29 protein-coding genes and 1 riboswitch are annotated in these 24,007 nt (G+C 27.0%); of the genes, 7 read left to right on the top strand and 22 right to left on the bottom strand.

All coding sequences use genetic code 11. The annotated features are described in order from the left end of the window. Nucleotides 1-11: 11 nt before the first annotated feature. From ACUSRV_RS04940 to pxpB, 5 genes are all read right to left on the bottom strand, one after another. Entirely contained in the window at nucleotides 12-1,097 is a 1,086-nt protein-coding gene (locus ACUSRV_RS04940; RefSeq protein ID WP_490140813.1) for a CAP domain-containing protein, read from the bottom strand. Nucleotides 1,098-1,198: 101 nt separating this feature from the next. Continuing rightward, nucleotides 1,199-2,011 carry a potassium channel family protein gene (locus ACUSRV_RS04935; protein WP_490140812.1) on the bottom strand — a complete coding sequence of 271 codons (813 nt, stop codon included), beginning with the start codon at nucleotides 2,009-2,011 and terminating at the stop codon, nucleotides 1,199-1,201. A 123-nt stretch (nucleotides 2,012-2,134) separates the two neighbouring features. Beyond that, entirely contained in the window at nucleotides 2,135-2,326 is a 192-nt protein-coding gene (locus ACUSRV_RS04930) for a hypothetical protein (RefSeq protein WP_490140811.1), read from the bottom strand. Between the two features lie 136 nt (nucleotides 2,327-2,462). Beyond that, on the bottom strand, nucleotides 2,463-3,407 hold the full coding sequence (locus ACUSRV_RS04925; RefSeq protein WP_490140810.1) for a 5-oxoprolinase subunit C family protein: 945 nt from the start codon (nucleotides 3,405-3,407) through the stop codon (nucleotides 2,463-2,465). 13 nt (nucleotides 3,408-3,420) lie between these two features. After that, nucleotides 3,421-4,146, bottom strand: a complete 726-nt coding sequence (pxpB, locus tag ACUSRV_RS04920; protein WP_490140809.1) for a 5-oxoprolinase subunit PxpB — start codon at nucleotides 4,144-4,146, stop codon at nucleotides 3,421-3,423. A gap of 370 nt (nucleotides 4,147-4,516) precedes the next feature. After that, nucleotides 4,517-4,690, top strand: a riboswitch (Lysine riboswitch). A 151-nt stretch (nucleotides 4,691-4,841) separates the two neighbouring features. On the opposite strand from pxpB, the gene ACUSRV_RS04915 reads away from it, so the two are divergent. Further along, nucleotides 4,842-6,185, top strand: coding sequence for an amino acid permease (locus ACUSRV_RS04915; protein ID WP_490140808.1), 1,344 nt, complete (start codon nucleotides 4,842-4,844; stop codon nucleotides 6,183-6,185). Nucleotides 6,186-6,405: 220 nt separating this feature from the next. Here the strand turns inward: ACUSRV_RS04915 and ACUSRV_RS04910 are convergent, their stop codons facing one another. From ACUSRV_RS04910 to ACUSRV_RS04900, 3 genes are all read right to left on the bottom strand, one after another. Continuing rightward, nucleotides 6,406-6,852, bottom strand: coding sequence for a L,D-transpeptidase (locus ACUSRV_RS04910; RefSeq protein WP_490140807.1), 447 nt, complete (start codon nucleotides 6,850-6,852; stop codon nucleotides 6,406-6,408). 225 nt (nucleotides 6,853-7,077) lie between these two features. Continuing rightward, entirely contained in the window at nucleotides 7,078-8,655 is a 1,578-nt protein-coding gene (locus ACUSRV_RS04905) for an N-6 DNA methylase (RefSeq protein WP_490140806.1), read from the bottom strand. Between the two features lie 65 nt (nucleotides 8,656-8,720). After that, entirely contained in the window at nucleotides 8,721-10,328 is a 1,608-nt protein-coding gene (locus tag ACUSRV_RS04900) for a restriction endonuclease subunit S (protein ID WP_490140805.1), read from the bottom strand. Between the two features lie 203 nt (nucleotides 10,329-10,531). On the opposite strand from ACUSRV_RS04900, the gene ACUSRV_RS04895 reads away from it, so the two are divergent. From ACUSRV_RS04895 to ACUSRV_RS04885, 3 genes are all read left to right on the top strand, one after another. After that, a complete protein-coding gene (locus ACUSRV_RS04895) occupies nucleotides 10,532-10,960 on the top strand; it encodes a DMT family transporter (protein WP_490140804.1) in 429 nt (142 codons plus the stop codon). Between the two features lie 63 nt (nucleotides 10,961-11,023). Beyond that, nucleotides 11,024-11,614: a hypothetical protein gene (locus tag ACUSRV_RS04890; RefSeq protein ID WP_490140803.1), complete on the top strand. Its 591-nt coding sequence runs from the start codon at nucleotides 11,024-11,026 to the stop codon at nucleotides 11,612-11,614. 69 nt (nucleotides 11,615-11,683) lie between these two features. Then, complete coding sequence (locus tag ACUSRV_RS04885; RefSeq protein ID WP_490140802.1) at nucleotides 11,684-11,938, top strand: hypothetical protein; 255 nt, start codon at nucleotides 11,684-11,686, stop codon at nucleotides 11,936-11,938. Between the two features lie 6 nt (nucleotides 11,939-11,944). Here the strand turns inward: ACUSRV_RS04885 and ACUSRV_RS04880 are convergent, their stop codons facing one another. The 3 genes from ACUSRV_RS04880 to ACUSRV_RS04870 form a co-directional block, all read right to left on the bottom strand. After that, nucleotides 11,945-12,496: a hypothetical protein gene (locus ACUSRV_RS04880; RefSeq protein ID WP_490140801.1), complete on the bottom strand. Its 552-nt coding sequence runs from the start codon at nucleotides 12,494-12,496 to the stop codon at nucleotides 11,945-11,947. 129 nt (nucleotides 12,497-12,625) lie between these two features. Next, entirely contained in the window at nucleotides 12,626-12,832 is a 207-nt protein-coding gene (locus tag ACUSRV_RS04875) for a hypothetical protein (RefSeq protein ID WP_490140800.1), read from the bottom strand. A 154-nt stretch (nucleotides 12,833-12,986) separates the two neighbouring features. Further along, nucleotides 12,987-13,148, bottom strand: a complete 162-nt coding sequence (locus tag ACUSRV_RS04870) for a hypothetical protein (protein ID WP_490140799.1) — start codon at nucleotides 13,146-13,148, stop codon at nucleotides 12,987-12,989. A gap of 235 nt (nucleotides 13,149-13,383) precedes the next feature. Here ACUSRV_RS04870 and ACUSRV_RS04865 point away from each other — a divergent pair, with 235 nt between their 5' ends. After that, nucleotides 13,384-13,641, top strand: coding sequence for a hypothetical protein (locus tag ACUSRV_RS04865; protein ID WP_490140798.1), 258 nt, complete (start codon nucleotides 13,384-13,386; stop codon nucleotides 13,639-13,641). A 13-nt stretch (nucleotides 13,642-13,654) separates the two neighbouring features. On the opposite strand, the gene ACUSRV_RS04860 is transcribed toward ACUSRV_RS04865, so the two are convergent. The 9 genes from ACUSRV_RS04860 to ACUSRV_RS04820 all read right to left on the bottom strand — a co-directional run bounded on the left by ACUSRV_RS04860 (nucleotide 13,655) and on the right by ACUSRV_RS04820 (nucleotide 19,256). Continuing rightward, entirely contained in the window at nucleotides 13,655-14,032 is a 378-nt protein-coding gene (locus ACUSRV_RS04860; RefSeq protein ID WP_490140797.1) for a zinc ribbon domain-containing protein, read from the bottom strand. A gap of 186 nt (nucleotides 14,033-14,218) precedes the next feature. After that, nucleotides 14,219-14,716, bottom strand: a complete 498-nt coding sequence (locus tag ACUSRV_RS04855; RefSeq protein ID WP_490140796.1) for an inorganic diphosphatase — start codon at nucleotides 14,714-14,716, stop codon at nucleotides 14,219-14,221. 141 nt (nucleotides 14,717-14,857) lie between these two features. Further along, nucleotides 14,858-15,052: a DUF1858 domain-containing protein gene (locus tag ACUSRV_RS04850; RefSeq protein ID WP_490140795.1), complete on the bottom strand. Its 195-nt coding sequence runs from the start codon at nucleotides 15,050-15,052 to the stop codon at nucleotides 14,858-14,860. 12 nt (nucleotides 15,053-15,064) lie between these two features. Further along, nucleotides 15,065-15,733 carry a nitrite/sulfite reductase domain-containing protein gene (locus tag ACUSRV_RS04845; protein WP_490140794.1) on the bottom strand — a complete coding sequence of 223 codons (669 nt, stop codon included), beginning with the start codon at nucleotides 15,731-15,733 and terminating at the stop codon, nucleotides 15,065-15,067. Between the two features lie 17 nt (nucleotides 15,734-15,750). Continuing rightward, nucleotides 15,751-16,392, bottom strand: coding sequence for a hypothetical protein (locus ACUSRV_RS04840; RefSeq protein ID WP_490140793.1), 642 nt, complete (start codon nucleotides 16,390-16,392; stop codon nucleotides 15,751-15,753). Nucleotides 16,393-16,523: 131 nt separating this feature from the next. Then, nucleotides 16,524-17,513, bottom strand: coding sequence for a leucine-rich repeat domain-containing protein (locus ACUSRV_RS04835; RefSeq protein WP_490140792.1), 990 nt, complete (start codon nucleotides 17,511-17,513; stop codon nucleotides 16,524-16,526). A 217-nt stretch (nucleotides 17,514-17,730) separates the two neighbouring features. Next, entirely contained in the window at nucleotides 17,731-18,375 is a 645-nt protein-coding gene (trmB, locus tag ACUSRV_RS04830) for a tRNA (guanosine(46)-N7)-methyltransferase TrmB (RefSeq protein WP_490140791.1), read from the bottom strand. Between the two features lie 117 nt (nucleotides 18,376-18,492). Beyond that, nucleotides 18,493-18,621, bottom strand: coding sequence for a hypothetical protein (locus tag ACUSRV_RS04825; RefSeq protein ID WP_490140790.1), 129 nt, complete (start codon nucleotides 18,619-18,621; stop codon nucleotides 18,493-18,495). A 314-nt stretch (nucleotides 18,622-18,935) separates the two neighbouring features. Next, nucleotides 18,936-19,256, bottom strand: coding sequence for a Fe-S cluster assembly protein HesB (locus ACUSRV_RS04820; RefSeq protein ID WP_490140789.1), 321 nt, complete (start codon nucleotides 19,254-19,256; stop codon nucleotides 18,936-18,938). Nucleotides 19,257-19,480: 224 nt separating this feature from the next. Here ACUSRV_RS04820 and ACUSRV_RS04815 point away from each other — a divergent pair, with 224 nt between their 5' ends. Both ACUSRV_RS04815 and ACUSRV_RS04810 read left to right on the top strand, forming a co-directional pair. After that, nucleotides 19,481-20,176 carry a C39 family peptidase gene (locus ACUSRV_RS04815; RefSeq protein WP_490140788.1) on the top strand — a complete coding sequence of 232 codons (696 nt, stop codon included), beginning with the start codon at nucleotides 19,481-19,483 and terminating at the stop codon, nucleotides 20,174-20,176. 83 nt (nucleotides 20,177-20,259) lie between these two features. Further along, the gene (locus tag ACUSRV_RS04810; protein ID WP_490140787.1) at nucleotides 20,260-20,865 is read left to right on the top strand and encodes an ABC transporter ATP-binding protein; all 606 of its coding nucleotides are present in this window, start codon (nucleotides 20,260-20,262) and stop codon (nucleotides 20,863-20,865) included. A gap of 111 nt (nucleotides 20,866-20,976) precedes the next feature. On the opposite strand, the gene ACUSRV_RS04805 is transcribed toward ACUSRV_RS04810, so the two are convergent. Further along, nucleotides 20,977-22,197, bottom strand: coding sequence for an RtcB family protein (locus tag ACUSRV_RS04805; protein WP_490140786.1), 1,221 nt, complete (start codon nucleotides 22,195-22,197; stop codon nucleotides 20,977-20,979). 124 nt (nucleotides 22,198-22,321) lie between these two features. Next, nucleotides 22,322-23,860, bottom strand: a complete 1,539-nt coding sequence (locus ACUSRV_RS04800) for a methylenetetrahydrofolate reductase C-terminal domain-containing protein (RefSeq protein ID WP_490140785.1) — start codon at nucleotides 23,858-23,860, stop codon at nucleotides 22,322-22,324. Nucleotides 23,861-24,007: the final 147 nt, after the last annotated feature.

The following is a 24,007-nucleotide window of genomic DNA, read 5'->3' as shown; positions in this document are numbered from 1 at the left end:
TTACTATAAATTTATCTTAAGTTAGTGTAAAAATTTTGAGTATAATATATCTTATAATTCCCTCCAAATTCTACTCCTACACCTAATTTTTCATAGTTATTTAGGATATTTTTTCTATGTCCTTCAGAATTCATCCAGGCTTCATGTGCAAATATAGCACTTGTTTGACCTGCAGCTATATTTTCTCCAGCCGATTTATAATTTATATTTTCTTTTTTCATTCTATCAAAAGGATCTTGACCCTTTAGATTAATATGGTCAAAAAAATTATTTTGTTTCATATCCAAACTATGTTTTCTAGAACTAGCTTGAGCTTTACTGTCATATTTTACTCTTGATAAATTATATCTGTCTCTTACACTATTCGTTAAGTCTATAACTTCCTTTTCAAAACTCTCTTTTAAATCATCACTATATTCTGGATATATATCTTTTAATTTATCCTCTATAGTCTTATCTATTATTTGATAAGACGTTATCTTATGATTATTATAAATATCATAAAACACTGTTACATACATATGTTTAAATTCTAAAACATCGTACTCTCCTTTTGAACTTATTATAAACCTAGTATATCCTTTTTTCTTATATTCTAAAGGTTCATAATTACTTAAAATATATGTTCTATCTTTATTAAGATCTATATTCTCTATTGAATTTGACTTTAATGAATTAGTATATAATGCTACAACTTTTCCATTATCAATACCAACCATTGCAAATTTATTTTTATATTGATTATATACATACCAATTAAATCCATATTCACTTAGATCTATTCTTGAAGGATTTCCTATTGCTGATATAACTTTACTTTCTATGTCTCCTAAGTTTATTTTATCAAAATTATCTATTTTCGTATTCAATGTACTTGACTGTACAACAGGTTCTACTTGATTTATATCCTCATCTAATTTATTTTGATTTGATTTAATTGTATATTTATCTTTTAATAATTCTTCTTTTATTAAATCTATATTTTCTCCTAATAATATAGCATTATCTACGCTCTCATTATAAATATCTTTAAAATCTACGTTAGTATAAACATTCAATATATAAATTAATATAATAAAGAATGCAATTTTTTTCATAAAAACCACTTCCTGTCCAAATATTCATTTATTACCTAATTATATACACTTAAGTGTATATATATACCTTATAAATGAGTAAGGAACAGTATATGTAATTTTTATTTTCCATTTACCTTTGAATTTACAAACCACCCCATAATTATTATTCCTAAAGTTGATTCTATTCCTATTAATATTCTAGCTGCGTTAGTTAAAGGAACAATGTCTCCATATCCTAAGGTAGTTATAGTGACCATGCTTAAATACAACATTCTAGGAAAGTATAATTTAAATCTAGCTATGGAATTTTCTTTATTTCTACTAGGCAATCCATCTGTATTATTTATAAATTCATTTATATTTTTTTCTAATTTATTTGATAATTTAAGTCCTATAAGTTCTTTTTTTATGTTATTCCCTTGTACATAAAATATTTGAGAAAAATTTATATTTTTCAGTTCTGGTATATAAGTAGTATTATCTTTAAAACTAACTCTTCCTAATCTATAAACATGGTCCCCTTTGGCAAATTTATCTTCTCTGTTAACTTTAAAATAAAAGGTAGTTGTATATTTCGTTTCAAAATCTGACATATTTCTAATAAGGACAGATATATCAAAAATTAATTCATCTACGTTTAAATTTATTTTTTTTACTTCTAAGTCATCTATGCAAAATATCCAGTTTTTATTTTCATCTAAGTATATAACACTGGATTTATAATATTCTCTAAAATTTTCAGTTATAGAGGTGTTTATTTCACTTTCTATTACCATTAGTTCTTCATTTAATATGTTCTCATATTTTGAAGTGGAATGATAAAACTGGTTTACTATACTAGTATAGGTAATGGCAAAAAATAATACAGTAAGCAGATATAAAAATATAAACTTAATAGATATCTTTGTATTATTAGTGAATTTATATTTCATAAGATATCCCCCTAAAATTACTTATTTATTATCAAAATTCAAATAAAAAATGACTATATTTATACTTATGTTAAATATAGTCATTTTAATTTATATAAAATATATTTATTTAATTTTTATATTTTAGTATTTATCTATTTTGTCCATTATTACTTGTAATTTACTAGCTTGAGAACCACATTCTTCTGCGAAATCTTTAAACATTGAAGCTACTTTCTTATCTTCTACTTGTTTTGAATATGTTTCATAGTCACGTACATTCTCCTGAGCATCTAATAATTTTTTCATAACTATATCGCGAGTGTTCATTTGCATAGTTTCTCTACCTCCTGTATTTTTGTTATTATTTTTTACATACAAGGTAATTATTATACATTTATAAAATACAAAATTAAAAACTATTTTTAAATAAAAAAAATAATTAATTTCAAAAGCTCGCCAAAAGCGAGCTCTATATGTTCTTTATGTTGTTTATTATATTTTCTCTTTCTTTTAGCTCATTATGTGCTTGTTTTAAAGTAATAGATTCAAAAGCTATTGTATCTCCTGGCTTTGCTTGGGCTATTTTGTACAAATCGACAGATATAACATTAGCTATTTTTGCATATCCTCCTGTTGTTTGTCTATCTACCATCATTATTATAGGTTGACCATCGTTTGTTACCTGTATAGACCCTAATGTTATTCCTTCTGATATTATATCTCCATTGTATATATGGTTTATAATAGGCCCTTGAAGCCTCACTCCCATCCTATCGGATTTTTCTGTAACAATATATTCTTCATTTAAAAATGAAGCTATTCCTCCTTCTGTAAAATAATCATATTGAGGTCCCATTATAACCCTTACATTATGTTTATTAGTTTCATTTATATAAGACATTATATATTGCTTAGGTATAGATTTTTTATTTCCTTGTATACCACTATTTAATATTGTCAATACATCTTTACTTTTAAGGCAACTTCCTAAAACACCGTTACATTTATACCTTGTTAATACAGACCTACTATTTAAAAATTTATTGATGTTTATGCTTCCATTAAAAGCTATATAAGCCCTACATCCGCTTTTTAAATTATTAAAGCTAAGTATATCTCCTTTATTAACATTTATACTTTCCCACATATTTATCTCTTCGTTATTTATACAGGGTGATAAGTTTCCACCAGTTATAGCTATAGTCATGTTATCTATAAATTCTATAGTTGGACCTATCATGGTTATTTCAAGTACAGCTTCATCTTCTTCATTATCTACTAATATATTAGCAGTTCTATAGGAGAATATATCCATAACTCCACCTTCTGGTATTCCATACTTTTGATATCCTATACGCCCACTATCTTGTACAGTAGTAAAAAACCCTGGATTCACTATTTTAACTCTTCCCATTTTTTACACCTCCTCATTTTGAGTAGATTTTATACTCATAAGTTCTTTTTTCTATTTTTTCTTCTATTTTTTTATATTCGATTTCTGTTATAGGTTTAAATTTCACATAATCTCCCTGATTTAGAATAATTATAGGGTTCCTATTCGGATCAAATAGTTTAAGAGGAGTCTTACCTATTATTTGCCATGTACTCGGCGAATCAACAGTATATATTCCAGTTTGTACCCCTCCAATACCTATAGATCCAGAACTTATATTATTTCTTACTTTTTTGTATTTCGGTACAGTTATACTATTTTCTACCTTTCCTAAATACGGAAATCCAAAAGTAAATCCCAACATATATATATAATATTCTTTAGATGAATGAATATCTATAACATTTTGTACACTTAATCCATTGTGTTTCGCTACGTTTTCTATATCAATGCCAACTTCTCTGCCGTATAAAACAGGTACTTCTACTACATTCGGTTTAGGAATATTTATATGTTCTATTGTTTTTTCTAAATATTTAATCTCATTTTGTAATTTTATTATATCTATTACTATAGGATTATATATTACTAGAAGTGATCTGTATGAAGGTATCATTTCTACTATGCCTTTTATGTCGCTTAAATTTATAGCTATCATCATAGACCTTACTTGAGTACCTATTTTTTCACTTATTTTGTTTTCGAATTCAATTATTAATCCTCTGTCGCCTGATAAAAGATACTTAGTTTTAGTTACCATAGTATACCCCCTAAAATTCAAGCTATTACCTATAATTATTCACAAATATATTTGTTTATGTATATTCTGTATAGGTATAGATATCAATTTTCATAAAAAATATTAGAATATTCATAAATTCAAGTATTAATTTATAAAAGCATTAATTTTGCACAGAATATTATACTTCAAGTCTGCATTCAATAAGTCCTATTATTAAATATCCTATTAACACTTCTATATTGTAGCGTTTTGGCATATTTGCAACGAATATTTTTCTACTTTTACAATTTTTCGACTTTTTGTGATTATTTTCTACAATTTTATCTTGCCTATTTACATTTTTTAAATTTCTGTTATAATATGATTCATACCAAATAACCGAATATAAAACTAAGATAGAGGCGCATTACCAAATAGTATTATTGTGGAGTTAAGCACTATGAAGCAATATGAAAGGTGTTAATGCCGAAATGTATAAATGATGCTTTGAGTTTATATGTTGGGGTTGTATATAATATGTACAGTCCTGTCACAAGGAAACTTGTGGAGAGCTATCTTCAGATTATTGCATTAGATTTTATATCTAAACTAAAGCAAAGTCTAGGAGTAGTAGCATATCCATGTCTTATTACTTCTAGGCTTTTTTGTTGGTCTATTTTAGTCATCTATTCTTTTATTTAAATAATATTCTAGAGAATTGGAGGAAAAGTTTCATGACAAACACTAAGAAAAAAATGGGTTTAGTAATGGCAACAGCACTTGTTGTTGGAAATATGGTTGGTTCTGGTATATTTATGTTGCCTGCATCATTGGCATCTCAAGCTTCAATTTCAGCAACACTTATGGCCTGGGTTATAACAGGTCTTGGGTCTATACTTTTAGCTCTTTCATTCGGGAAGCTAAGTTCTAGATTCCCAAAAACTGGAGGACCTTATGAATATACAAAGCTTGCATTTGGTGAATTTACTGGATTTTTGAATGCATGGCTTTACTATAATGGATCTTGGATAGGAAATGCTGCGATAATATTAACATTAACTAGTTATGCTTCACTTGTATTTCCGATACTTTCTGATAATCCGTTAGTTTCATTTATATTTGGTTCTGCTATACTATGGATACTTACATTCCTTAATGTACTTGGAGCAAGAGAAGCTGGCAAGTGGCAAACTGCTTCAACTGTATTTAAAGTAGTATTATTTGCTGGATTTATTATAGTTGCTTTATTTAATTTTGATGCTTCTAACTTATATACATCTAATGCTTCAGCTTCTACGGGATTTGGTGGTCTTCCACTAGCTATAGCAACTACATTATGGGCATTTGTTGGACTTGAATCATCAACAGTTTCTGCAGGAGAAATAGAAAATCCTCAAAGAAATGTTAGATTAAGTACTATATACGGAATAATAATTACTATAGCTATATATTTATTGGTTTCAATTGCTGCTATGGGTGCTATGCCTCAAGATAAACTAGCTTCAAGTTCAGCTCCTATATCAGATATATTAGGTTTAATACTTGGAAGTAAAGCTGGTATAATAGTTTCTATATCTATAGTTATTGCTACACTTGGTAGTATTATAGGATGGATATTGACTACTGCAAATATAGCTTATGCTGCTGCGATTGATGGTGTTTTCCCAAAGATATTTGCCAAAACACATCCAAAATATAATACACCTTATATGGCATTAATAATATCTAGTATATTAACTAACTTATTATTATTAATGAATTTCCAAGGAGGATTAGTTTCAGCATTTAACTTCGCTATGTTATTAGCTACATTATCATATCTTCCAATATATGCAATGACTGCAGTAGCTGACATAATGTTAACAGGCAAAAATGTTAAAAATGTTACTACTTTTATAATAACAAGTATCGTACCTCTTTTAGGCTTTGTATACGCTTGCTATACTATATATGGTACTGGTGCAGAAACAGTTTTATGGGGCTTTATGTTAATGTTAATAGGTATGCCGTTTTATGTATATAACAAACTTAAAAATCAAAATTCAAAAACTCATATAAACAAAAAGAAAGCTGCTTAGCAGCTTCTTTTTATTTATAAGTATATTATAACTTATTCGTTCTATAGAAGTTATAATATACTTCTGATAAGCTTGGGCAATGAAACTGCTACAAAAACAAAAATAAAGAAGGCATTATACCTTCTTTAGATGTAAAGACAAAAATGTTATATACTTTGAATTATATATTCGATAATAAAACATTAATCCCTTCAATAATTCTAAAATTTCGAAAATTCATCTAATGTATTATTATTTTACTTCCTCTAGGAACATTATCATATATCCATTTTGCGTTTTCCGTAGCTAACCTTATACAACCATGGCTTAATTCTTGCCCTAACCTTCCATCTATAACATATTTTCCTGCAACATCATATAATATTGAGTGATATAAGTAATTCCCCTTTATTTGAGTTGCCCATTTAGCTTGATATCCTTTATTCATACCAAACTTAGGTATCTTATTGTCAACCTCATATTCTCCCGTTATAGTAGGTGTTGAAGGTTTCCCAATTGTACTTATCCATTTATGAAGTAGTTCCCACTTACCAGTTTGGATATTTTTTTTAAACACATAAGTATACTTAGTTTTTAAAGATGTTGTTAGGGCATAATTTGTTTTACTTTGTACTTTGTTTTCATTCATAAAATCTACCATATTTATATCAAATTTGGAATAATCCACATTAATCCCCCTTATATAGTAATGTTTATTTTATAATATGAAAATATATATTAAAGTGATATAAAAAATTCGCTACGCTCATGTCGCCAACGACCTTGAAAAGATGGTCCGTTGCTCAAGGTTAGCAGTTAGAAATTACAACTTATCCATAGACCGGATAAATTATAATTTTCTTATAATTAAAAAAAGAGACTTTCGCCTCTTATGTAATAATTCCTTTTGTTTTTAATTTATATTATATAAACTTTTATGTAAAGATTTTTTTGATTTACTCCATCTAGTTTGAGCTTTTTTAATACTATCCTTGTATTCTTCATGTAATTCTTTGTATTCTATTATAGACTTTTCTTGATCGTCAATAGGAACTAGATACATAGGTAATTCTTCAATATCACTTGGATTTATATTCATAACAGTTGTTCCTCTTTGCAAACTTTTTATTAAAACAATTCCTATAGGACTTTCAAATACAATTTTAGCATAATCTCCTAAAATATGTTTTTTAAATCTAACAACTATTATATTTGCAGAAGCTATTACTACTTTGTCATCTTTTTTTCTATATACAGCAAATTTATTTACTGTTCCTCTGCAAGTTAAAACTAAATCTCCATCTTCAAGTTCATATTTTTTTACTTTTCTTTCTTCCTCTTCTATAGTCTCCATATTATCAAACATTATTTCTCCATCTTCTATATCAGATATATTAAGGACATATATATTGCCAGGTTCTACATCATGTTTCATTATGGATTTACCTCTAAATACTTCTGCTATTTCCTTTATTCTTACTCTATCAAATTTATTATCTAGTTCAAGGAATGTTTTTATGCTTTCCTCAATATATAAGTCTATTCTCCAATATGCAAATTTACTAAACACTTCCATAGGCACTTCTTTTTCTTTTAAACAAGTTACTTCATTTTTTATTATTCCTAATTTTCCAACTTGTAGATATTCTTTTTTAATATTAGATATTGATACAATATAAGTTTTTATACTTGCATAGGGTTTATACGTTTCTTCTGGAAGCATATATATAGAATCTACATTATAATTGTCTATTATATATTTTCTTATTTCTAAATGTTCATCTCCAGCAAAAGTAAATTTAGCTGGCACAATTATTTTCATATGACCATTATCACTTATATAGTTTAATAGCTTCTTTATAGCAACTATTTCAGGTTCCTTTGAGCCTTCATATTTAGTGGTATTAAACAAAGGAGAAGAAAGTATCAAATCATACTTTTTACTTATATTTAGATTTTCATATGAAGATACATAAATTATTTCTATATTATTAAACCTTTCTAGATATAGTTTTAAAAATTCACATGCTAAATTATCTTCAGATAATAATGTTATTTTTTTATCCATATTTTTTTCAACAAAATATTGTATACCTTCTATATTTATTCTATCTGTATCTGTTATTAATATATTTTTTACACTTTCATTCTCCATGCTTTCATTTGCATATTTAGTTAAAGCTTCCGGAAGCAATGGCTTTATCTTTTTCAGATTAGCATAGTTTTCTTTAATAAACTCAATTAGATCTATATCTTTTCCTATGTTAAATAGAAAGTAAAATAAGTCATCATCTCCTGGAAAGTAACCTAATTTAATATTAGTAACTTCCTTCATTATACTGAATAAATTACTTTTATCATCGATTTGAATATTCTTATTATATATATAAGCATTAGTTAACTTTACTCTTAAAAATTCTCTTGTAAACTCTTCTTCATGTGAAAGTTGTCTTTCTTTTAATATACTTATAAACTTTTTATATTTATTCATATAATCACCTCTTTCTTAAAACAAAAAGGTGTATATAACTAAAAATTTTATATACACCTATATATCTATTTTAAATCAAATAAGTCTTCATAAATTTTTTGCTTATTTTTAATCCATTTATTTCTAGCTTGAGCTATTGATTGTTTATATAATAAATATTCCTTATTATATTCTTCTGCTATTTCTTCCTGTATGTTAATAGAAGGAACTGGCAAAACAAGTTCTTCTAAATCACTAGGGTTTATATTCATTACATTAGTACCCCTTTGAAAACTCTTTAACAATATCTTGCCTAATGAATTTTCTAATAATATTTTAACACTTTCACTTAACATTTGTTTTTTAAATCTCATAACTATTATATTTGCAGAAGCTATTACTATCCTATCATCAACTTTTCTATATATAGCAACTTTATTGACTGTTCCTCTACAAGTTAAAACTAAATCTCCATCTTTAAGCTCGTATCTCTTTATTTTTCTTTCTTCTTCATCTATAGTATCCATATTGCCAAAGATTATTTCTCCGTCTTCTATATTAGATATATTTAATACATTTATTTTCCCTGGAGATATATCTTTTTTCATTATAGATTTACCTCTGAAAATATCTGCTATTTCTTTTAGCTTAACTTTAGGCAAGTCTAATTTTCTTAGTTTTGATAATTCTTCACTTTCTTCAAGTATCATATCTATCTGCCAAGAATTATAACTTAAAAATTCTTCATATGATATAGATTTCTCATTATGTACTTGAAATTTCCCATGCTCTGACCTTAATTCACCTATCTTTGTATTTGATAATGATTTATTTGAAATACAAGTTAAATATGATTTTATACTTGAATGAGGTTTAAATGTTTCATCAGGTAAAACATGCATTGACTCTATTTTATAGTTTTGGATAATGTAATTTCTCAAATTTTCATATTCATCTCCTGCAAAGGTAAATTTAGCAGGAAGTATAATACATAGAGTTCCATTATCCCTTATATAATTTAATAAATTTTGTGTAGCAATTCCTTCAGCTTCTCTTGCTATAAATTTTCTCAGGTATTCACTTTTATCAAACTTTCGTCCGAATGTAGGAACTGAAAATATAAAATCGTATTTTTCTTTTAAATTCATATCCTCATAAATAGATACATAAATTGTATTTACATTTTTATAGTCTTCAAATTTTAACTTTAAAACCTGATATGCTAAAAAGTGTTGTGAGGTCAATGTAAACATCTTGTCTTCATTTTCACTAATAAGTTTTTCTAGATGCTCGAGGGATTTGTATGCATCTGTAATAAGTATACTTTTGAAATTTTTATTACTTATAATATCTGATATATAATTTATTAGTGCACTTGGTGTTAATAATACCTTGTTTTTATTATTTTTATATATGTATTTTATAAATTCTATAATATCTATTTCTTGTCCTATTTTAAATAAATCATAAAATAAGTTTTTATCACCTTTAAAGTATCCTAACTCTGGTTCAACATATTGTTTCATTATATAAAAAGTTTCTTCAATATCGTATTCACCATTAATGATCTTGTTATTTTTATTTATATGATTATAAGTTTTTTGTACTCCTAACATAAACTTTGTTAACTCATCTGTATCTATAATGTCTATATCATTTAATATTTCGCAAAAACTAATTATTTTGTCCTTCATCCTAAGCATCGTCCCCCGGTCATTTAGTTTTATATATTTTTATATATTTTTGTATATTATTATATTATAAGGTTAAAGTATCTTGTATTCAATATTATTTTTGTAAAATTTCAAAAATACTAAATACATCATCAGGCATATATAAACAGTATCTAACGTACAATTAAGTATGCTTAAAATATGATGAGTTAAAGGAGGTACTTATGAGTAAAATAATTCCTATAATATATGCTGCTCTAGCTGGAATATGTACCGCATTAGAAGCATTTACAAACGGCGAATTAGGTCGTCATACTACACCTGTTATAGCAACTTTTTTTACGTTGGCAACAGGCGCTTTGTTTTTTTTAGCAGCTGCAATTTTTAGTGGGAATATGAAGCACATAGGCAAACTTGTACATATACATCCTGTATTCCTTTTTAGTGGAATATTCGGAGCATTGATTATATTTTTTACTATAAAGGCCATCCCAAGTCTAGGAGTATCTAATACTTTAACATTGATAATAGCATTTCAGATGATGCTTGGCCTTGCTATAGATGTATTTGTATTAAAAGAACAAGTTTTACACTTATATAAGATTATAGGTGTTTCATTATTATTTATAGGAACTTTTTTTGTAATGAATTAGGAGTTAACCCTTAAAGCATTATTTTCATAATATATAAGAACAATAAATAAGGGGGTACAATTAATGAATATATTCCATATAAAAACTAAACCGAATGGAATTGAAATGGTACAAGATTTTATTGAAAAATCATTTATATGTATAGGATATTCGGATATTGGAGATTTAACTAATAAAGATAAAGAAGAAATACAATACAAATTAGAAAGTAATTATGGGTATATAGATAGTCAATTGAGATACCATACCCGTGTTGTAAATTCATTTATAAATACAATAAAAAAAGGTGACGTAGTGATCATACTTGAAAATGACTGGGCTCATATAGGTATAATTGGAGGTTATGAATATGTATACGAACCTGATATAACTGGAACGTGTCATATTAGACCTGTTTATTGGGTTAAAAAGCTTGAAAAAGATAAGCTAAATAATTATGTAAAAGACTTTTTAAAAAGCAGAAATCCTATAACAAAATTTGCTCATCCATTTGATACTTCAGAACTTGGTACATTAATAGGATCTCCTGCTTTAATAGAAGAAAAAGAATATTTAAGAAATGAAGCATTAAAGGTAGTAAAAAATGCACTTAAGTCTGAGAATGAAAAAGTTCGTCTTCAAGCAGCACTAGCTATATTGAATTTCTGTAAATAATAATGAATAGAAAATAACTTATCTATATGTTATAATTTATAAAAATACCAAAGAGAAAGGTTGTCTATAATGAATGAAAAATTATTAGAATTATTAGAAAAAATACATTCTGAAATTGAAAATCTAAATTCCAATCTTAATGAAGTAAAATCTGAACTTAGAAATATAAAGTTTGAAGTTAAAACTCTAGACCAAAATAATGTAAAAGAGTTTGTAAATGGTATAGATAACTTAGTTTTAAGTACCAATGTTATAGCTACTAAGGTATTCTCTACTGATAGTGAAGTTATACGCCTAAAACAAGAGTTAAATAAAAGAGACTAATTAACTTTAGTCTCTTTTATTTAACTCTTCTATTAAGTTTATTTCCTTTAATGTCAATCCTGTTACTTCAGATATAAAGTTCTTATTAAAATTCTTTTCTAAAAGTTCTTTTGCCATTTCTATCTTAGTGTTTAATGTTGAATCTTTTAATGATGCTGTTTTGTGTTCTACAGTGTATTCTGTTTTATCAACGTTATCATTATATTCAAGCTCTTCTACTTTATAATATAAGTGTAATACATATAATATAATAGCAGACGGTATTATAAAATAAAAATGAGTTCCCATAAAACCAACTATAATAGTAGAAATACATACTGTTTTATTTACATTAGATATTTTTTCCTTGTCAACTATACCTAATATAATAACCGCCATACATAAAGGTATTAAAGTATAACTTGCTAATGTTCCTGTTATACCTATATATTTGAAATTTTCAACTATTTTTTGTATTCCTACTAACATAAATCCAGATACATAACCAAGGCAAGTAGCCAAAAGACAAAAAGATCCCCCCACTATCTGTAAATAGTTTCTTAAAAAATTCTTATCCATTATACCTTCCCCCCTATATAATAGATATATTTAAAATAAAATTTATATAACTATATTTAATATAATATTCATAAAAAATATTTTAATTCTTGAAAAATAAAAGTAGTTGCTAATATTTAGCAACTACTTTTATTTATTATATATTCCTTTTGACAATATACTAGCCTTTTCCATATCCCCTTTTTTATATTGAATCTCTATTAAAATCTCAGTAAGACTGTTAACTGTTTTATAATCGTTACAATCTAAAGCTTTATATATTTTTGATAATATTATATATTCATGTGATAGGTCTGGAGAATAATTTTTATTTATTTCATAATTTGATTTACACATATGAATCAACTCCTTCAGTAATCGTTTTCCTGTTTATATTATAATATTTATATACCTAGTTGACTATATATTTTTTTAATTTTCTGTAAATTTTTTTGTAATAAAAATAAAAGAGATTGAAATACAACCTCTTTATATTATTAACAATTTAAAATTATTTATATTTTTTATCAAATATATTTTGATATACAGTTTGATCAACCCTATAAGGGCTGTCTTCTAAATTTTTTTCTTGTTGTTCTTGATTTTTTTGTATATACTCTTCATATAGCAGATACTTTAAATCTTCATTTTTTTTAGATATAGCTTCTTCCATAGGCCAACTCCTTTACATAGTTTATTTGTTAGATTATTGTCAATATTCAGGTTGTTTATACTCTATTATTTATTTCTACTAATTAGAGTTAAATCCTTGATATAATTATCGCAATTACATTAACTAAATGACAAATACTAACAAATAAATATATAAGAGCAAAAACAAATAGTTTAATTATAATATATCTGGAAATAATAAAATTAAATCCACTGAAAGAATGGGAGCATTAAATATGTTACATAATATTAAATTTTTATTTGAATGTTTATTTTTTTTAACATCATTAATATGGATTGGCAATGCAATGATCTTTAAATCTGACACAACTATAGCTACAACATCTCTTTTATTTTTAATTGCAATAACATTGGTTGTACTTCCTGACAATCCAAATAATACAGCTATGCAACTTGTTCATATATCTTTATGTATACTTTCTTTGCTTATATTATTTCCTTCTTTATATAACGTTAAAAAAAATGGAGTCTAAAAAGCTCCATTTTTTATTTATTAATCCTAGTTCCGCAATTAGGACAATATTTAGATTTTTTATCTATAAGATTATTACATTGACTACACACTACTTCTTGACTGACGCAAACTTCATGGGCATTTTTCATATCCCAGTAATTTAAATCATAACCTTCTTTTTCTATCTTCTCACCTTTTTCATTTGATATTTCATATACAGAATCGCAAGAGTTACATTTAATATAATATTTTATTTTCCACTTAAACAACGGAATAAAAAAGAAATGAAATCTATTATAAGTTTTTAACAAACTTAATGATTGCTTATCGCAGTGATTGCAATTAATATTTAGTGTATTTTTTATTTCTTCTACTTTATTATCCACTCCAAATATTCCTATAAAAAACATATATTCACCTACTTTTAGCAATTTTTATCACTAAACCAATTATAACAAAGTTTATATACTTTTCAAATTATTTATTGATTTTTTGAAAAGTATGATAAGCTATTTTCTTGTAGGCTATTTTGTACCCTTGAATGGAGGGAATGATTTGGAACTAACTAGATTACAAAAGTTGTTGTATTCTCTTTATTATTTTATAATAATATAATCAAAATATCTCTCCCTAAATTCAACTAATACTTTGATCTGTTCTTTTGTATATCTTTTATCTTTATTACATACAATTAATTTTTCATCATTGCAATTTATTCTTTTTATTATAGCAATTACTCTTCCATTGTATTTTTCAATAGGATTAAATTCTCCTAATATGTATGCATCTAATTCTTCATCGGTTCCAGACATAGTGTTTTTGATGTACCCATAGTTTATAGGATATATATATCCATACTCTTCATCAATTGAACCTAGAGGTTGAGCTATATTAACATCAACTAATTTATTTAGATAATCTATATTTATGCATACGTCTTTTTCATTTGTATTAAGTTGATAATACTCTGGGCTATAAAAAATACATACTATTCCTAAGGCTCCTAAAGCAGGAGAAAACCAAACTTTATCCATAAGAATAATAGATGAACATACCATTAAAAAACCAACGATTCTTATATATTTACTATTCATGCTCTCACTCCCCTGGTTAATGCTATCAACTTAATATATATTATGAGCGTAATAAGCCTTTAATTCTATGTATACAATAAATTTTCCTTCTAATAAAAAAATAAAGCCGCTAAGGTATACTTAACGGCTTTAAACTAAATATTATTCTAATCCTTTGTTTAATTTAGCTAATAAATCATCTAGGTTTATACCATGTATAGCTGCAGCTTGTTCTAATGTTTCCATTTGAGATGATGGGCATCCTAGGCATCCCATACCAAATGACATTAATATAGGTGCAGCACCTGGATTTATTCTTAAAACTTCTCCTATTACACTATCTTTAGTTATTTTCATAATAACTACCTCCTAAAATAAATTTGATTTTTTTAAAACATCTTCTCTAAACTTGTCTATACCTGTTCTGTCTATGAAATCTCCAAGCTTTTCTCCCATTTCTGCGTTTTCCTTATAATATTCTAATATAGAATTCACTAAATTAAAAGCCTGATCTTCTTCTAAATTTTGAGCTATTATATCTGATGTTCTTTGATAAAAACCTGCAGATCCTCCTGCAGTAACTATAAGCTTTCCATTAAAATCTGATACAACACCAACGTCCTTTGAATAAACACTAGTGCATGCGTTTCTACAACCTGCAACACCTATTTTAGTTCTATTAGGCATTTCCTTACCATGAAAATTTTTACTTATTTTCATTCCAATTCCAATAGTGTTGTGTCTAGCTCTTTTACAAAATCCAGCAGGACACATCTCAACATTTTTTACTGAAAATTGATTTTTGACTGCAGGTTCCATACCTAATTCTTCCCAAATACTTGGTAAATCTTCTTCTCTTAAATTTGTTATCATTATTCTTTGACCTGATGTTAGTTTTATAATTCCTTTGTACTTTTCAGATACTTCAGCTATTTTTTTAAGAGTTTGAGGATTTGTGAAGCCTCCTGGTATATGGGGAGTTATAGAGTAAGTTCTTTTTCCATTTCTTATCTGTTGTAAGTTACCATAAAGAGCCATGGGACTTCACTTCCTTTCTATGCCTTCGTTATAGTATGAACGGCTTGTTCGCCTTCTCTTTTTATATTATAAGTATATTTAGGTGATAAGTTTTCAATAAAAGACTTAACCCATGAATCTCTAAGATCATACATATATTCTAAATTACCTTGACCTAATTCATAGTTTGGTCTGTGTATACATGATCCTTGTACATATACTAGATGATTATCATCTTTTTCTGTTACTGTATTTACTCTATCACATGGCATGCCTTCTAATATATAGTTGTTTAATGTTGCATAAACATCTTCAGCACTTTCAAGACCAGATTCGTTATTTGCACACCCAGCCGCTTGTTTTTCAGATTCTTTTATAGTTATTTCTTTACTTTGTTGTCCGTATTTTTCATGTAATTTACCAAATACATAGGCACTTCTTGATTCTTCTGTCTGTATTCTTCCTTGAAGCCATCCATGTATATTAGATAAATCTATCATATCTTCTAATGGTTTTTCTTCAAGAAAATCTCCATATTTATTTATACCCTCATTTACTATGTTATTAACATCTTCTCCGAAAATTTCTAAATGAGATTTTATTACATTTTGCTCTAATTCCTCGTATAATCTTATTTTATTAAATAACCAACTGTGTATAGGTGCTAAAAATAAACTCATGTTTGTTTCCTCCTCTTTCTTATTATGTTTATATTATACATATCTTTTCATTCATAGTATGTAACATTGGTTACAAATAAATGTAAAAATTTGCATTTATTAAGAACTATGATTTGAGGAAGTTCTTACATTTATTTAACTTTTACAGTGAGTGTTATCATATTAGGGCTATGAACTTCTTTAATTTTGATATGAATTTTAGTATTTCCTATATTTTTACCCTTAATAGTTATATCATTAACATCTATTATATTTATATTTTCTGCATTTGTTTCAAATTTATTTATGTTTATTTCATTTGTAATTTCCCAGGATTCAGTATATTTTGGTATATCTTTGTATATATACTTTGTTAAATCAACACTATCTCCTTTATTAATAACTATAATATTTTCTTTAGATTTTATACTATATTGGTTAGGTTTGTCCTTAATAAAATTAAGATCCTTTTGTACATCGACTCCACTATTTTCTAACATATCTATAACTTCGCTATTTACAATATAATTATTTTTTAAGTTTATATACTTTAATTTTTTTAGATTTAATATAGATTGTGGTATGGTAGTTAGGTTATTTTTCCAAAGTACTATAGACTCAACATTTTTTAAAATATCTATACCTTCTATACTAGATATATTCTCATATGATGCATATATCTCTCCGTTTATATTTTCTAAACTATTTAATGTTATATATTGATCTTTCGTATGATTACTTATAACTTTTCTTAAATTTTCGTCTGGGATTACCTCTTCTAATATTCTACTAGGTATTACATTTTGTTTCAGGGCGTTAAATTCATCTATTACATAATTTAATTTACCTATAGATTTTATAATTTCTGTTTTAGGTGATTTATTAGTTAAAGATTTAGCTTGTTCTATTATTCTTATAAGTTCATCAGATACCATTTTTTCAAGTATTGGATTATTTAAATAATTTTCAGTTTCTTTTATTAACTTTTGTAATTGTAAATATTCTTTATTAATATCATTGCTAGATATAACAAAAGGTTTTTCAACTAGCTTATAAGGTAATTGTGCATATAAATAAGTAATATTACTAAATATAAATGCACTAATTAATAGTCCTATTGTTATCTTTCGTATTAATTTCACTACTACCCCTCCTACACTAAAAACAAAATAAAAAATAATAAAATAAAAATATTATTTATACTTTCTATTAAATAAAGCATTTCACCTTTAATTATCATAGGAAAGCCTTCGCCAAATAAAAAGGAATATAGACATTTCTATATTCCTTTTTATTTATTATTATTAAATTTTGTACAATTATTCCATTTAAACCATTTTTCGATATAATTATTTTTCCTTATTTTCCTTTTATTCCCTCACATCTATATATTTTCATACCTTGTAACATAAATTTTTCTTCATATTCTGTAGTTATATTTTCTTCAAATTCGCTATTTGCTAAATCAAGAGTAATATTTCTTAAATTTAAATTTGACTCCGCAAATTCATTTAAGCTAAACTCAAATAATTTTTCGTTATCCGTTTTAAAATTTATTTTCCCGTTTTCATCTAATATTATCTTGTACTTATCTAAAAACCCTCTATGAGTAAGTCTTCTTTTATCCCATCTTTTCTTTGGCCACGGATCACAAAAATTTATATATATACTAGATATTTCTTTTTCATCAAAATACTCTAATATTAAGTTTACATCTCCCCATATAAACTTAATGTTATTTAATTCATTTTCATAGGCTTTTTCTACAGCTTTTAGTAAAACTTCTTCTTTCATCTCTATTCCTATGTAATTTATATCTGGATTTAGTTTTGCCAAAGTAGTTACAAATTTTCCTCTACCAGTTCCTAATTCTAAATGTATAGGATTATTATTTTGGAACATATCATTCCATTTTCCTTTTAAATTTGTTGCATCGTCTTTTATAATATAATTTATATAACTTAATAATTTTTCGTCTGCTCCCTTTTTCTTTCTTCTTCTCATTTTATGCTCCTTATTATAGATATAGTTCTTTTATTACACCAATATATATTACCATATTTTTTTATAAAAGTTTATATAATTGAAAAAGCTCTGGTAAAAACCAGAGCCTATTAGTTATTAACATCCTCCTGAACAGCCACCACAGCCGCCAGCAGAATCATCTGTATTTTCTGGAGCTACTCTAAATCCATATCCAGTATCTTGAATTACTATATCTCCATATTGATCGTATTCTTTTTTATCCATTATAAATTTAAGTTCTTCAACTTCGAAATCTAAATCATTTTCTTTTTGCTCATCCAGAGCAAGGCCAAATGATGGGCCGCCTCAACCAACACCTGCAAAATGTACTCTTATATTATTTGGTTTATCTGCATTGTCTTTTAAAATATCTTTTAAAGTGCTTATGGCACTTTTGTCTAATGTTACTTTCATAACATCCATCCTCTCTTGTTTAAAATTTGGTGTCTTTGTTATTATGCCCTTAATATATCTTCTTATTTCATTACAAATAACTATATAAATAAAAAACTCTGGTAAAAACCAGAGCTTTCTATGTATTAATTACATCCGCCTGAACAACCACTACAACCACTTTGAGAAGTATCCATATTTTCTGGAGCTACTCTAAATCCATATCCAGTATCTTGAATTACTATATCTCCATATTGATCATATTCTTTTTTATCCATTATGAATTTAAGATCTTCAACTTCATAAAATAAATCATTTTCATTTTGCTCGTCTAAAGCAAGACCAAATGATGGTCCACTGCAACCAGCACCTGCGAAATGTACTCTTATATTGTTTGGTTTATCTACATGTTCTTTTAAAACTTCTTTTAAAGCTTCTATAGCACTTTTATCTACTGTTATTTTCATAATATACATCCCCTTTTATTTATAATTTTGTCTGTTTATTATTATACCCTCAGAATATCGATATAATCAACTATATTCTACCATAAAATGTAAGGCATTGCTATTTTAATTATGTTCTAGATATATCTCAGTAACAAAAACTTACTTAATTAATATCATAGAATAATAGGACATTCCCTTGTTTTCTATTAAGTTCTATATACATATATAATAGGAGGTAGTATATGGAAAAAATAACACATTTAGAAGATACTCTATTATCTAGAATCTCTTCTTACTTAAGAGCAGTAGAACAAAGCAAATCACCGTATTTCTTACAAATTGATATATTTAATTTAAAACCTACTGAAACATTGACAATATTGTCTAATTTTAAAACTTATCAGCAAACTACAGAATATACATGCGGACCAGCTACTGCTCTTATGGTATTAAATCATTTTGGGGAAACCAGTTATGATGAACTACAAATAGCAAAATTAATGGGATGTAGTATAGATTTAAATAGCAATGGAGCTTCTACTGATAAAATGGTTGAATTTTTTAAAGTAATTGATTGGGATGTGGCTTCTAGTTTAACTGAAGGAAAATTAGGTGAAGGTTATACTTTTGATGATCCTACCCAGTTTAAAGATTGGGTTATAGATAATTTAAAAAACAATATCCCTATTATGGTAGAATGGATAGACTGGGGAGGCCACTGGCACGCTATAATAGGATACGATACTATGGGTACTGATTCAATTGCAGATGATGTTATAATATTTGCAGATTCATATGATACAACTGATCATGTACAAGATGGTTATTATATTTTTTCTGCACAAAGATTTTTTTATATGTGGTTTGATAAAGACGTTTTGCCTAAAGAACAGTCTTTACAACAATGGGTAATAGCAAAACCAAAACAAATGGTTTAAAAAACGTATAAATAGTAACAGAATCTGACTTAATTAATATTATAACATCATAGGACATTCTTTTATCTTCTGGAGGTGGTTTCTTGAATCCTATAGTAGAAGCAAAAAATATTTATATGAATTTTTATACTATGGAAGGAGAGCTTGAGGTTCTAAGAGACATTAATTTTACTTTAGATGAAGGTAAAATATTAACATTAGTAGGACCATCTGGTTGCGGTAAATCTACAATATTAAATATTTTAACTAATCTTTTAGTACCTACAAAGGGCGAAGTTACTGTAAATGGGAAAATTGGCTACATGTTTCAAAGAGACCATTTACTTGAATGGAGAACTATTTTAGACAATATAAAAATAGGGCTTGAAATTCAAAAAAAACTTACAAAAGAATCATTAGAACGAATAGACGAACTTTTGAAAATGTATGATCTTTGGGAATTTAGAAATAGATATCCTAAAGAATTGTCAGGTGGTATGAGACAAAGAGTTGCTTTAATTAGAACATTGGCAGTTGATCCGGATATACTGCTTTTAGATGAACCATTTTCTGCACTTGATTATCAAACAAGACTTTTGGTTAGTGACGATATTTACAAGATAATAAAGAACGAGAACAAGACCACAATAATGGTTACTCATGATATATCAGAAGCTATATCTCCTAAATGGCAACTTATTCTTAATTAGTTTTAAAATTTAATATTCTATATTATACAATCTGTATGTATTATATTCGAATATTAAAAAAGCTCTGAATGTCAAAGATTTCAGAGCTCAATTGTATTAATAATATTTAAGTTAATAAGCTTTATAATTATATATTGGTCTTAAAACATCTATTATCTCTACTGTTGGACCAATATATTTTATAATATCATCTATAGATTTATATGCCATAGGAGCTTCATCTAATGTCTCTTCGTTTATAGATGTAGACCATACATCTTTCATGATATTTTTGAATTCTTCTAGTGATAGATTCTCTTTTGCCTTAGATCTACTCATTAATCTCCCTGCCCCATGAGGAGCTGAAAAATTCCAATCTTCATTTCCTTTTCCTACGCCTAGTATACTACCATCCTTCATATTTATTGGTATCAAAACCTTTTCACCATTATATGAAGATATACTTCCTTTTCTTATAATATTATCCTTAAAATTTATGTAGTTGTGTATTGTATGAAAATAGCTATAATTAATTATTTTATTATTAAATAAATGGTCTATTATTATATTGGCCATGACTTCTCTATTTATCTTTGCATATTCTTGACATATATCCATATCATGTAAATATTGTTCTCTATACTTTCCAGTTAAATAACATAAATCTCTTGGAAATTTAGGTACTAAGTCATTGTATTTTTCATTTAATTTTATTAACTCATTTTGAATTTCATTTCTTCTTCCAGCTTCTTTATATGCTTTTATTAATTTTTCTCTTTCTTCATAGTACTTTTCCTTACCACTACATATATCTACAGCTAAATCCTGATAATACTCAGCTACTTGTTTTCCTAAGTTTCTACTTCCAGAATGTATTACTAAATATTTATTATCTTCTTTGTCTACATTTACTTCAATAAAGTGATTTCCACCACCTAAGGTTCCTATACTACGTTCTATCCACTTAGCTTTTTTAAGTTCTCTATAACAGTGTAATTCTTGAAGTCTAGGATATTTATATATTCTTCCTTCATGAACATTTTTACCTGATGGTACATATGCCCTTATAACTTCATCTAATTTTGCTAAGTCTATATCTATTTTACCTAACTCTATAGTAAGCATCCCACAACCTATATCTACACCTACTATATTTGGAATTACTTTTTCTCCTATATTTGCAGTAAATCCAATTACACACCCTGCTCCTGCATGAACATCAGGCATTATTCTTATTTTGCCTTCTTGTACAAACTCTTGGTTACATAATTCTATTATCTGTTCTTTTGCCTTTTCATCTATGTTGTCTGCAAAGATTTTTGCATAATTATATTTCCCTTTAAGTTCAATCATACTGTTACCTCCATTGCGAATCTCCTATATTTGATTCTCCGATTATTATAATATACCTTTATTCTTAATAAAATAATAAGGGTCAGATTTACTGTCCCTTATTATCTCCGATAAATATAATTTTTTAATCCTGATCTTTTCTATAATTATAATCTCTTTTATTGAAGAAATTTAACCACGATGACGTTCTATATAAATCCCAGTTTATAGGAGGGACGTACCCTTCCTTCATAGTTTTTTCTTTTCCTGCAGCTTTAAATTTTTCATACATATTTACGTAGATACACTTCTTCTTCCCTGGATACACTTCACACCATCCATCACGGCTACCTCCACATGCCCCATTTCTTTGATGCTTTGCACACTGAGACATAGGACATTGGAAACTCAATTCATGCATAACACAGTCTCCACAGAATCGACATTCATTTGTTACAGTTTTTGTTAAATACTCAAATTTAGTAAATGGTTTTTCTAAAGCTGAATCATCAATTTTTTGAGCCACAGATTTTACAATAGGATAAAATACAGCCCCTTCACTAAATACCATCTTATGAACCATACCAAACATTGTATCCATAGCTGTAGTTTTACCAGTCTTGGTTTTACTTGTATCTACAGGTTGAGTCGTGTTTAATCCCGTTTTTTCATCTTTTTCAAAGAAATAAAATCCGTCTTTTTGAGGATAGTTAAATTCTGATACTAAATCCAACCAGTTAGCACTTAATTCTTCTCCCTTTTCAATTATAAACTTAACATCTTCATAACCTATTCCATGTCCGGCAATTGTAACGCCGTTATATTTTAATCCTTTTAATACAGCATATAGCTTTGCAGATCTCAATAATTGTTGCTCTTTCGCATTTCCTTTAGATTTTTCAACTTCTAAAGTATCTACCAGCCAATCAGTAACTACACAACCTGGAATAAGATTTTTATTCATCATCTTTGCTACAGGCAGTGATAATACAAATATATTTCCTACTAGAGGAACATTTAAATTGTTAAGATCCATATATTTTCTCAGTTCGTCAAACTTTCTAGCATCATATCCCAATTGAGTTATAATAAATTGTGCACCATTTTCTATTTTTTTATGAAGTTTATAATACTGTGCCATTACTTCTGATTCTTGTGATTTAAAAGGAGATACTACTCCTCCAGCAAAGAAATCAGTATTTTTAAGCTTTTTAGATCCTTTACGCGCTGGTATATTAAGTCCATCGTTCATTTTGTTAATAAATCTAAGGGTTTGAACTGCATCAAGGTCAAATACAGGCTGTGGTCTTCCTGAAAAACCTTCTGTAGTATAGTCACCAGTCATCACCAGTAGATTAGAAAGACCTGATCTAGAAAGAGCATGCAGCTCACTTTCTATGTCATTTCTGTTTTTATCTTTGCAAGTAAAGTGTATAAGTGTTTCAATTCCTACCTCTTTTGCCTCAAGCGCTAATGGATAAGGTAATATCGCAGGTTTTCCACTTGGATTGTCCGTTAAAGTAATTGAATGAATTCTTGGATCCTTAGATGCTAATTCTGCCATTTTTACTACACTATCCTGAGCTTCTTCATGTGAACCTCTTCCAGGTACCAATTCCCAAGTTACAGACATTATTTCTGGATTATGTAATGCTTCTTTAAAAGAAAGTCTCTCAGTTGACATAATATACCCCCCTTTTTAAAATATTTTGGAGTTGAATTTATGTAGTATAAACTTAATTGTTTAATGCTCATAATATTAACAATGGCAATTAAGTTATTTTTATTTACTTCAATATATATTAAATTGTCTATTTTATTATGTATATTT

Source organism: Sporacetigenium sp. TC11 (assembly GCF_058146105.1).
Note: the sequence above shows the minus strand (reverse complement) of the source record. Positions and strands in the feature narration are given on the sequence as shown.

Coding starts and splice junctions, on each gene's coding strand:
- ACUSRV_RS04940 (WP_490140813.1), bottom strand. CDS start 1,097: ATGAAAAAAATTGCATTCTTTATTATATTAATTTATATATTGAATGTT.
- ACUSRV_RS04935 (WP_490140812.1), bottom strand. CDS start 2,011: ATGAAATATAAATTCACTAATAATACAAAGATATCTATTAAGTTTATA.
- ACUSRV_RS04930 (WP_490140811.1), bottom strand. CDS start 2,326: ATGCAAATGAACACTCGCGATATAGTTATGAAAAAATTATTAGATGCT.
- ACUSRV_RS04925 (WP_490140810.1), bottom strand. CDS start 3,407: ATGGGAAGAGTTAAAATAGTGAATCCAGGGTTTTTTACTACTGTACAA.
- pxpB (WP_490140809.1), bottom strand. CDS start 4,146: ATGGTAACTAAAACTAAGTATCTTTTATCAGGCGACAGAGGATTAATA.
- ACUSRV_RS04915 (WP_490140808.1), top strand. CDS start 4,842: ATGACAAACACTAAGAAAAAAATGGGTTTAGTAATGGCAACAGCACTT.
- ACUSRV_RS04905 (WP_490140806.1), bottom strand. CDS start 8,655: ATGAATAAATATAAAAAGTTTATAAGTATATTAAAAGAAAGACAACTT.
- ACUSRV_RS04900 (WP_490140805.1), bottom strand. CDS start 10,328: ATGAAGGACAAAATAATTAGTTTTTGCGAAATATTAAATGATATAGAC.
- ACUSRV_RS04895 (WP_490140804.1), top strand. CDS start 10,532: ATGAGTAAAATAATTCCTATAATATATGCTGCTCTAGCTGGAATATGT.
- ACUSRV_RS04890 (WP_490140803.1), top strand. CDS start 11,024: ATGAATATATTCCATATAAAAACTAAACCGAATGGAATTGAAATGGTA.
- ACUSRV_RS04885 (WP_490140802.1), top strand. CDS start 11,684: ATGAATGAAAAATTATTAGAATTATTAGAAAAAATACATTCTGAAATT.
- ACUSRV_RS04880 (WP_490140801.1), bottom strand. CDS start 12,496: ATGGATAAGAATTTTTTAAGAAACTATTTACAGATAGTGGGGGGATCT.
- ACUSRV_RS04875 (WP_490140800.1), bottom strand. CDS start 12,832: ATGTGTAAATCAAATTATGAAATAAATAAAAATTATTCTCCAGACCTA.
- ACUSRV_RS04870 (WP_490140799.1), bottom strand. CDS start 13,148: ATGGAAGAAGCTATATCTAAAAAAAATGAAGATTTAAAGTATCTGCTA.
- ACUSRV_RS04865 (WP_490140798.1), top strand. CDS start 13,384: ATGTTACATAATATTAAATTTTTATTTGAATGTTTATTTTTTTTAACA.
- ACUSRV_RS04860 (WP_490140797.1), bottom strand. CDS start 14,032: ATGTTTTTTATAGGAATATTTGGAGTGGATAATAAAGTAGAAGAAATA.
- ACUSRV_RS04855 (WP_490140796.1), bottom strand. CDS start 14,716: ATGAATAGTAAATATATAAGAATCGTTGGTTTTTTAATGGTATGTTCA.
- ACUSRV_RS04850 (WP_490140795.1), bottom strand. CDS start 15,052: ATGAAAATAACTAAAGATAGTGTAATAGGAGAAGTTTTAAGAATAAAT.
- ACUSRV_RS04845 (WP_490140794.1), bottom strand. CDS start 15,733: ATGGCTCTTTATGGTAACTTACAACAGATAAGAAATGGAAAAAGAACT.
- ACUSRV_RS04840 (WP_490140793.1), bottom strand. CDS start 16,392: ATGAGTTTATTTTTAGCACCTATACACAGTTGGTTATTTAATAAAATA.
- trmB (WP_490140791.1), bottom strand. CDS start 18,375: ATGAGAAGAAGAAAGAAAAAGGGAGCAGACGAAAAATTATTAAGTTAT.
- ACUSRV_RS04825 (WP_490140790.1), bottom strand. CDS start 18,621: ATGGATAAAAAAGAATACGATCAATATGGAGATATAGTAATTCAAGAT.
- ACUSRV_RS04820 (WP_490140789.1), bottom strand. CDS start 19,256: ATGAAAATAACAGTAGATAAAAGTGCTATAGAAGCTTTAAAAGAAGTT.
- ACUSRV_RS04815 (WP_490140788.1), top strand. CDS start 19,481: ATGGAAAAAATAACACATTTAGAAGATACTCTATTATCTAGAATCTCT.
- ACUSRV_RS04805 (WP_490140786.1), bottom strand. CDS start 22,197: ATGATTGAACTTAAAGGGAAATATAATTATGCAAAAATCTTTGCAGAC.
- ACUSRV_RS04800 (WP_490140785.1), bottom strand. CDS start 23,860: ATGTCAACTGAGAGACTTTCTTTTAAAGAAGCATTACATAATCCAGAA.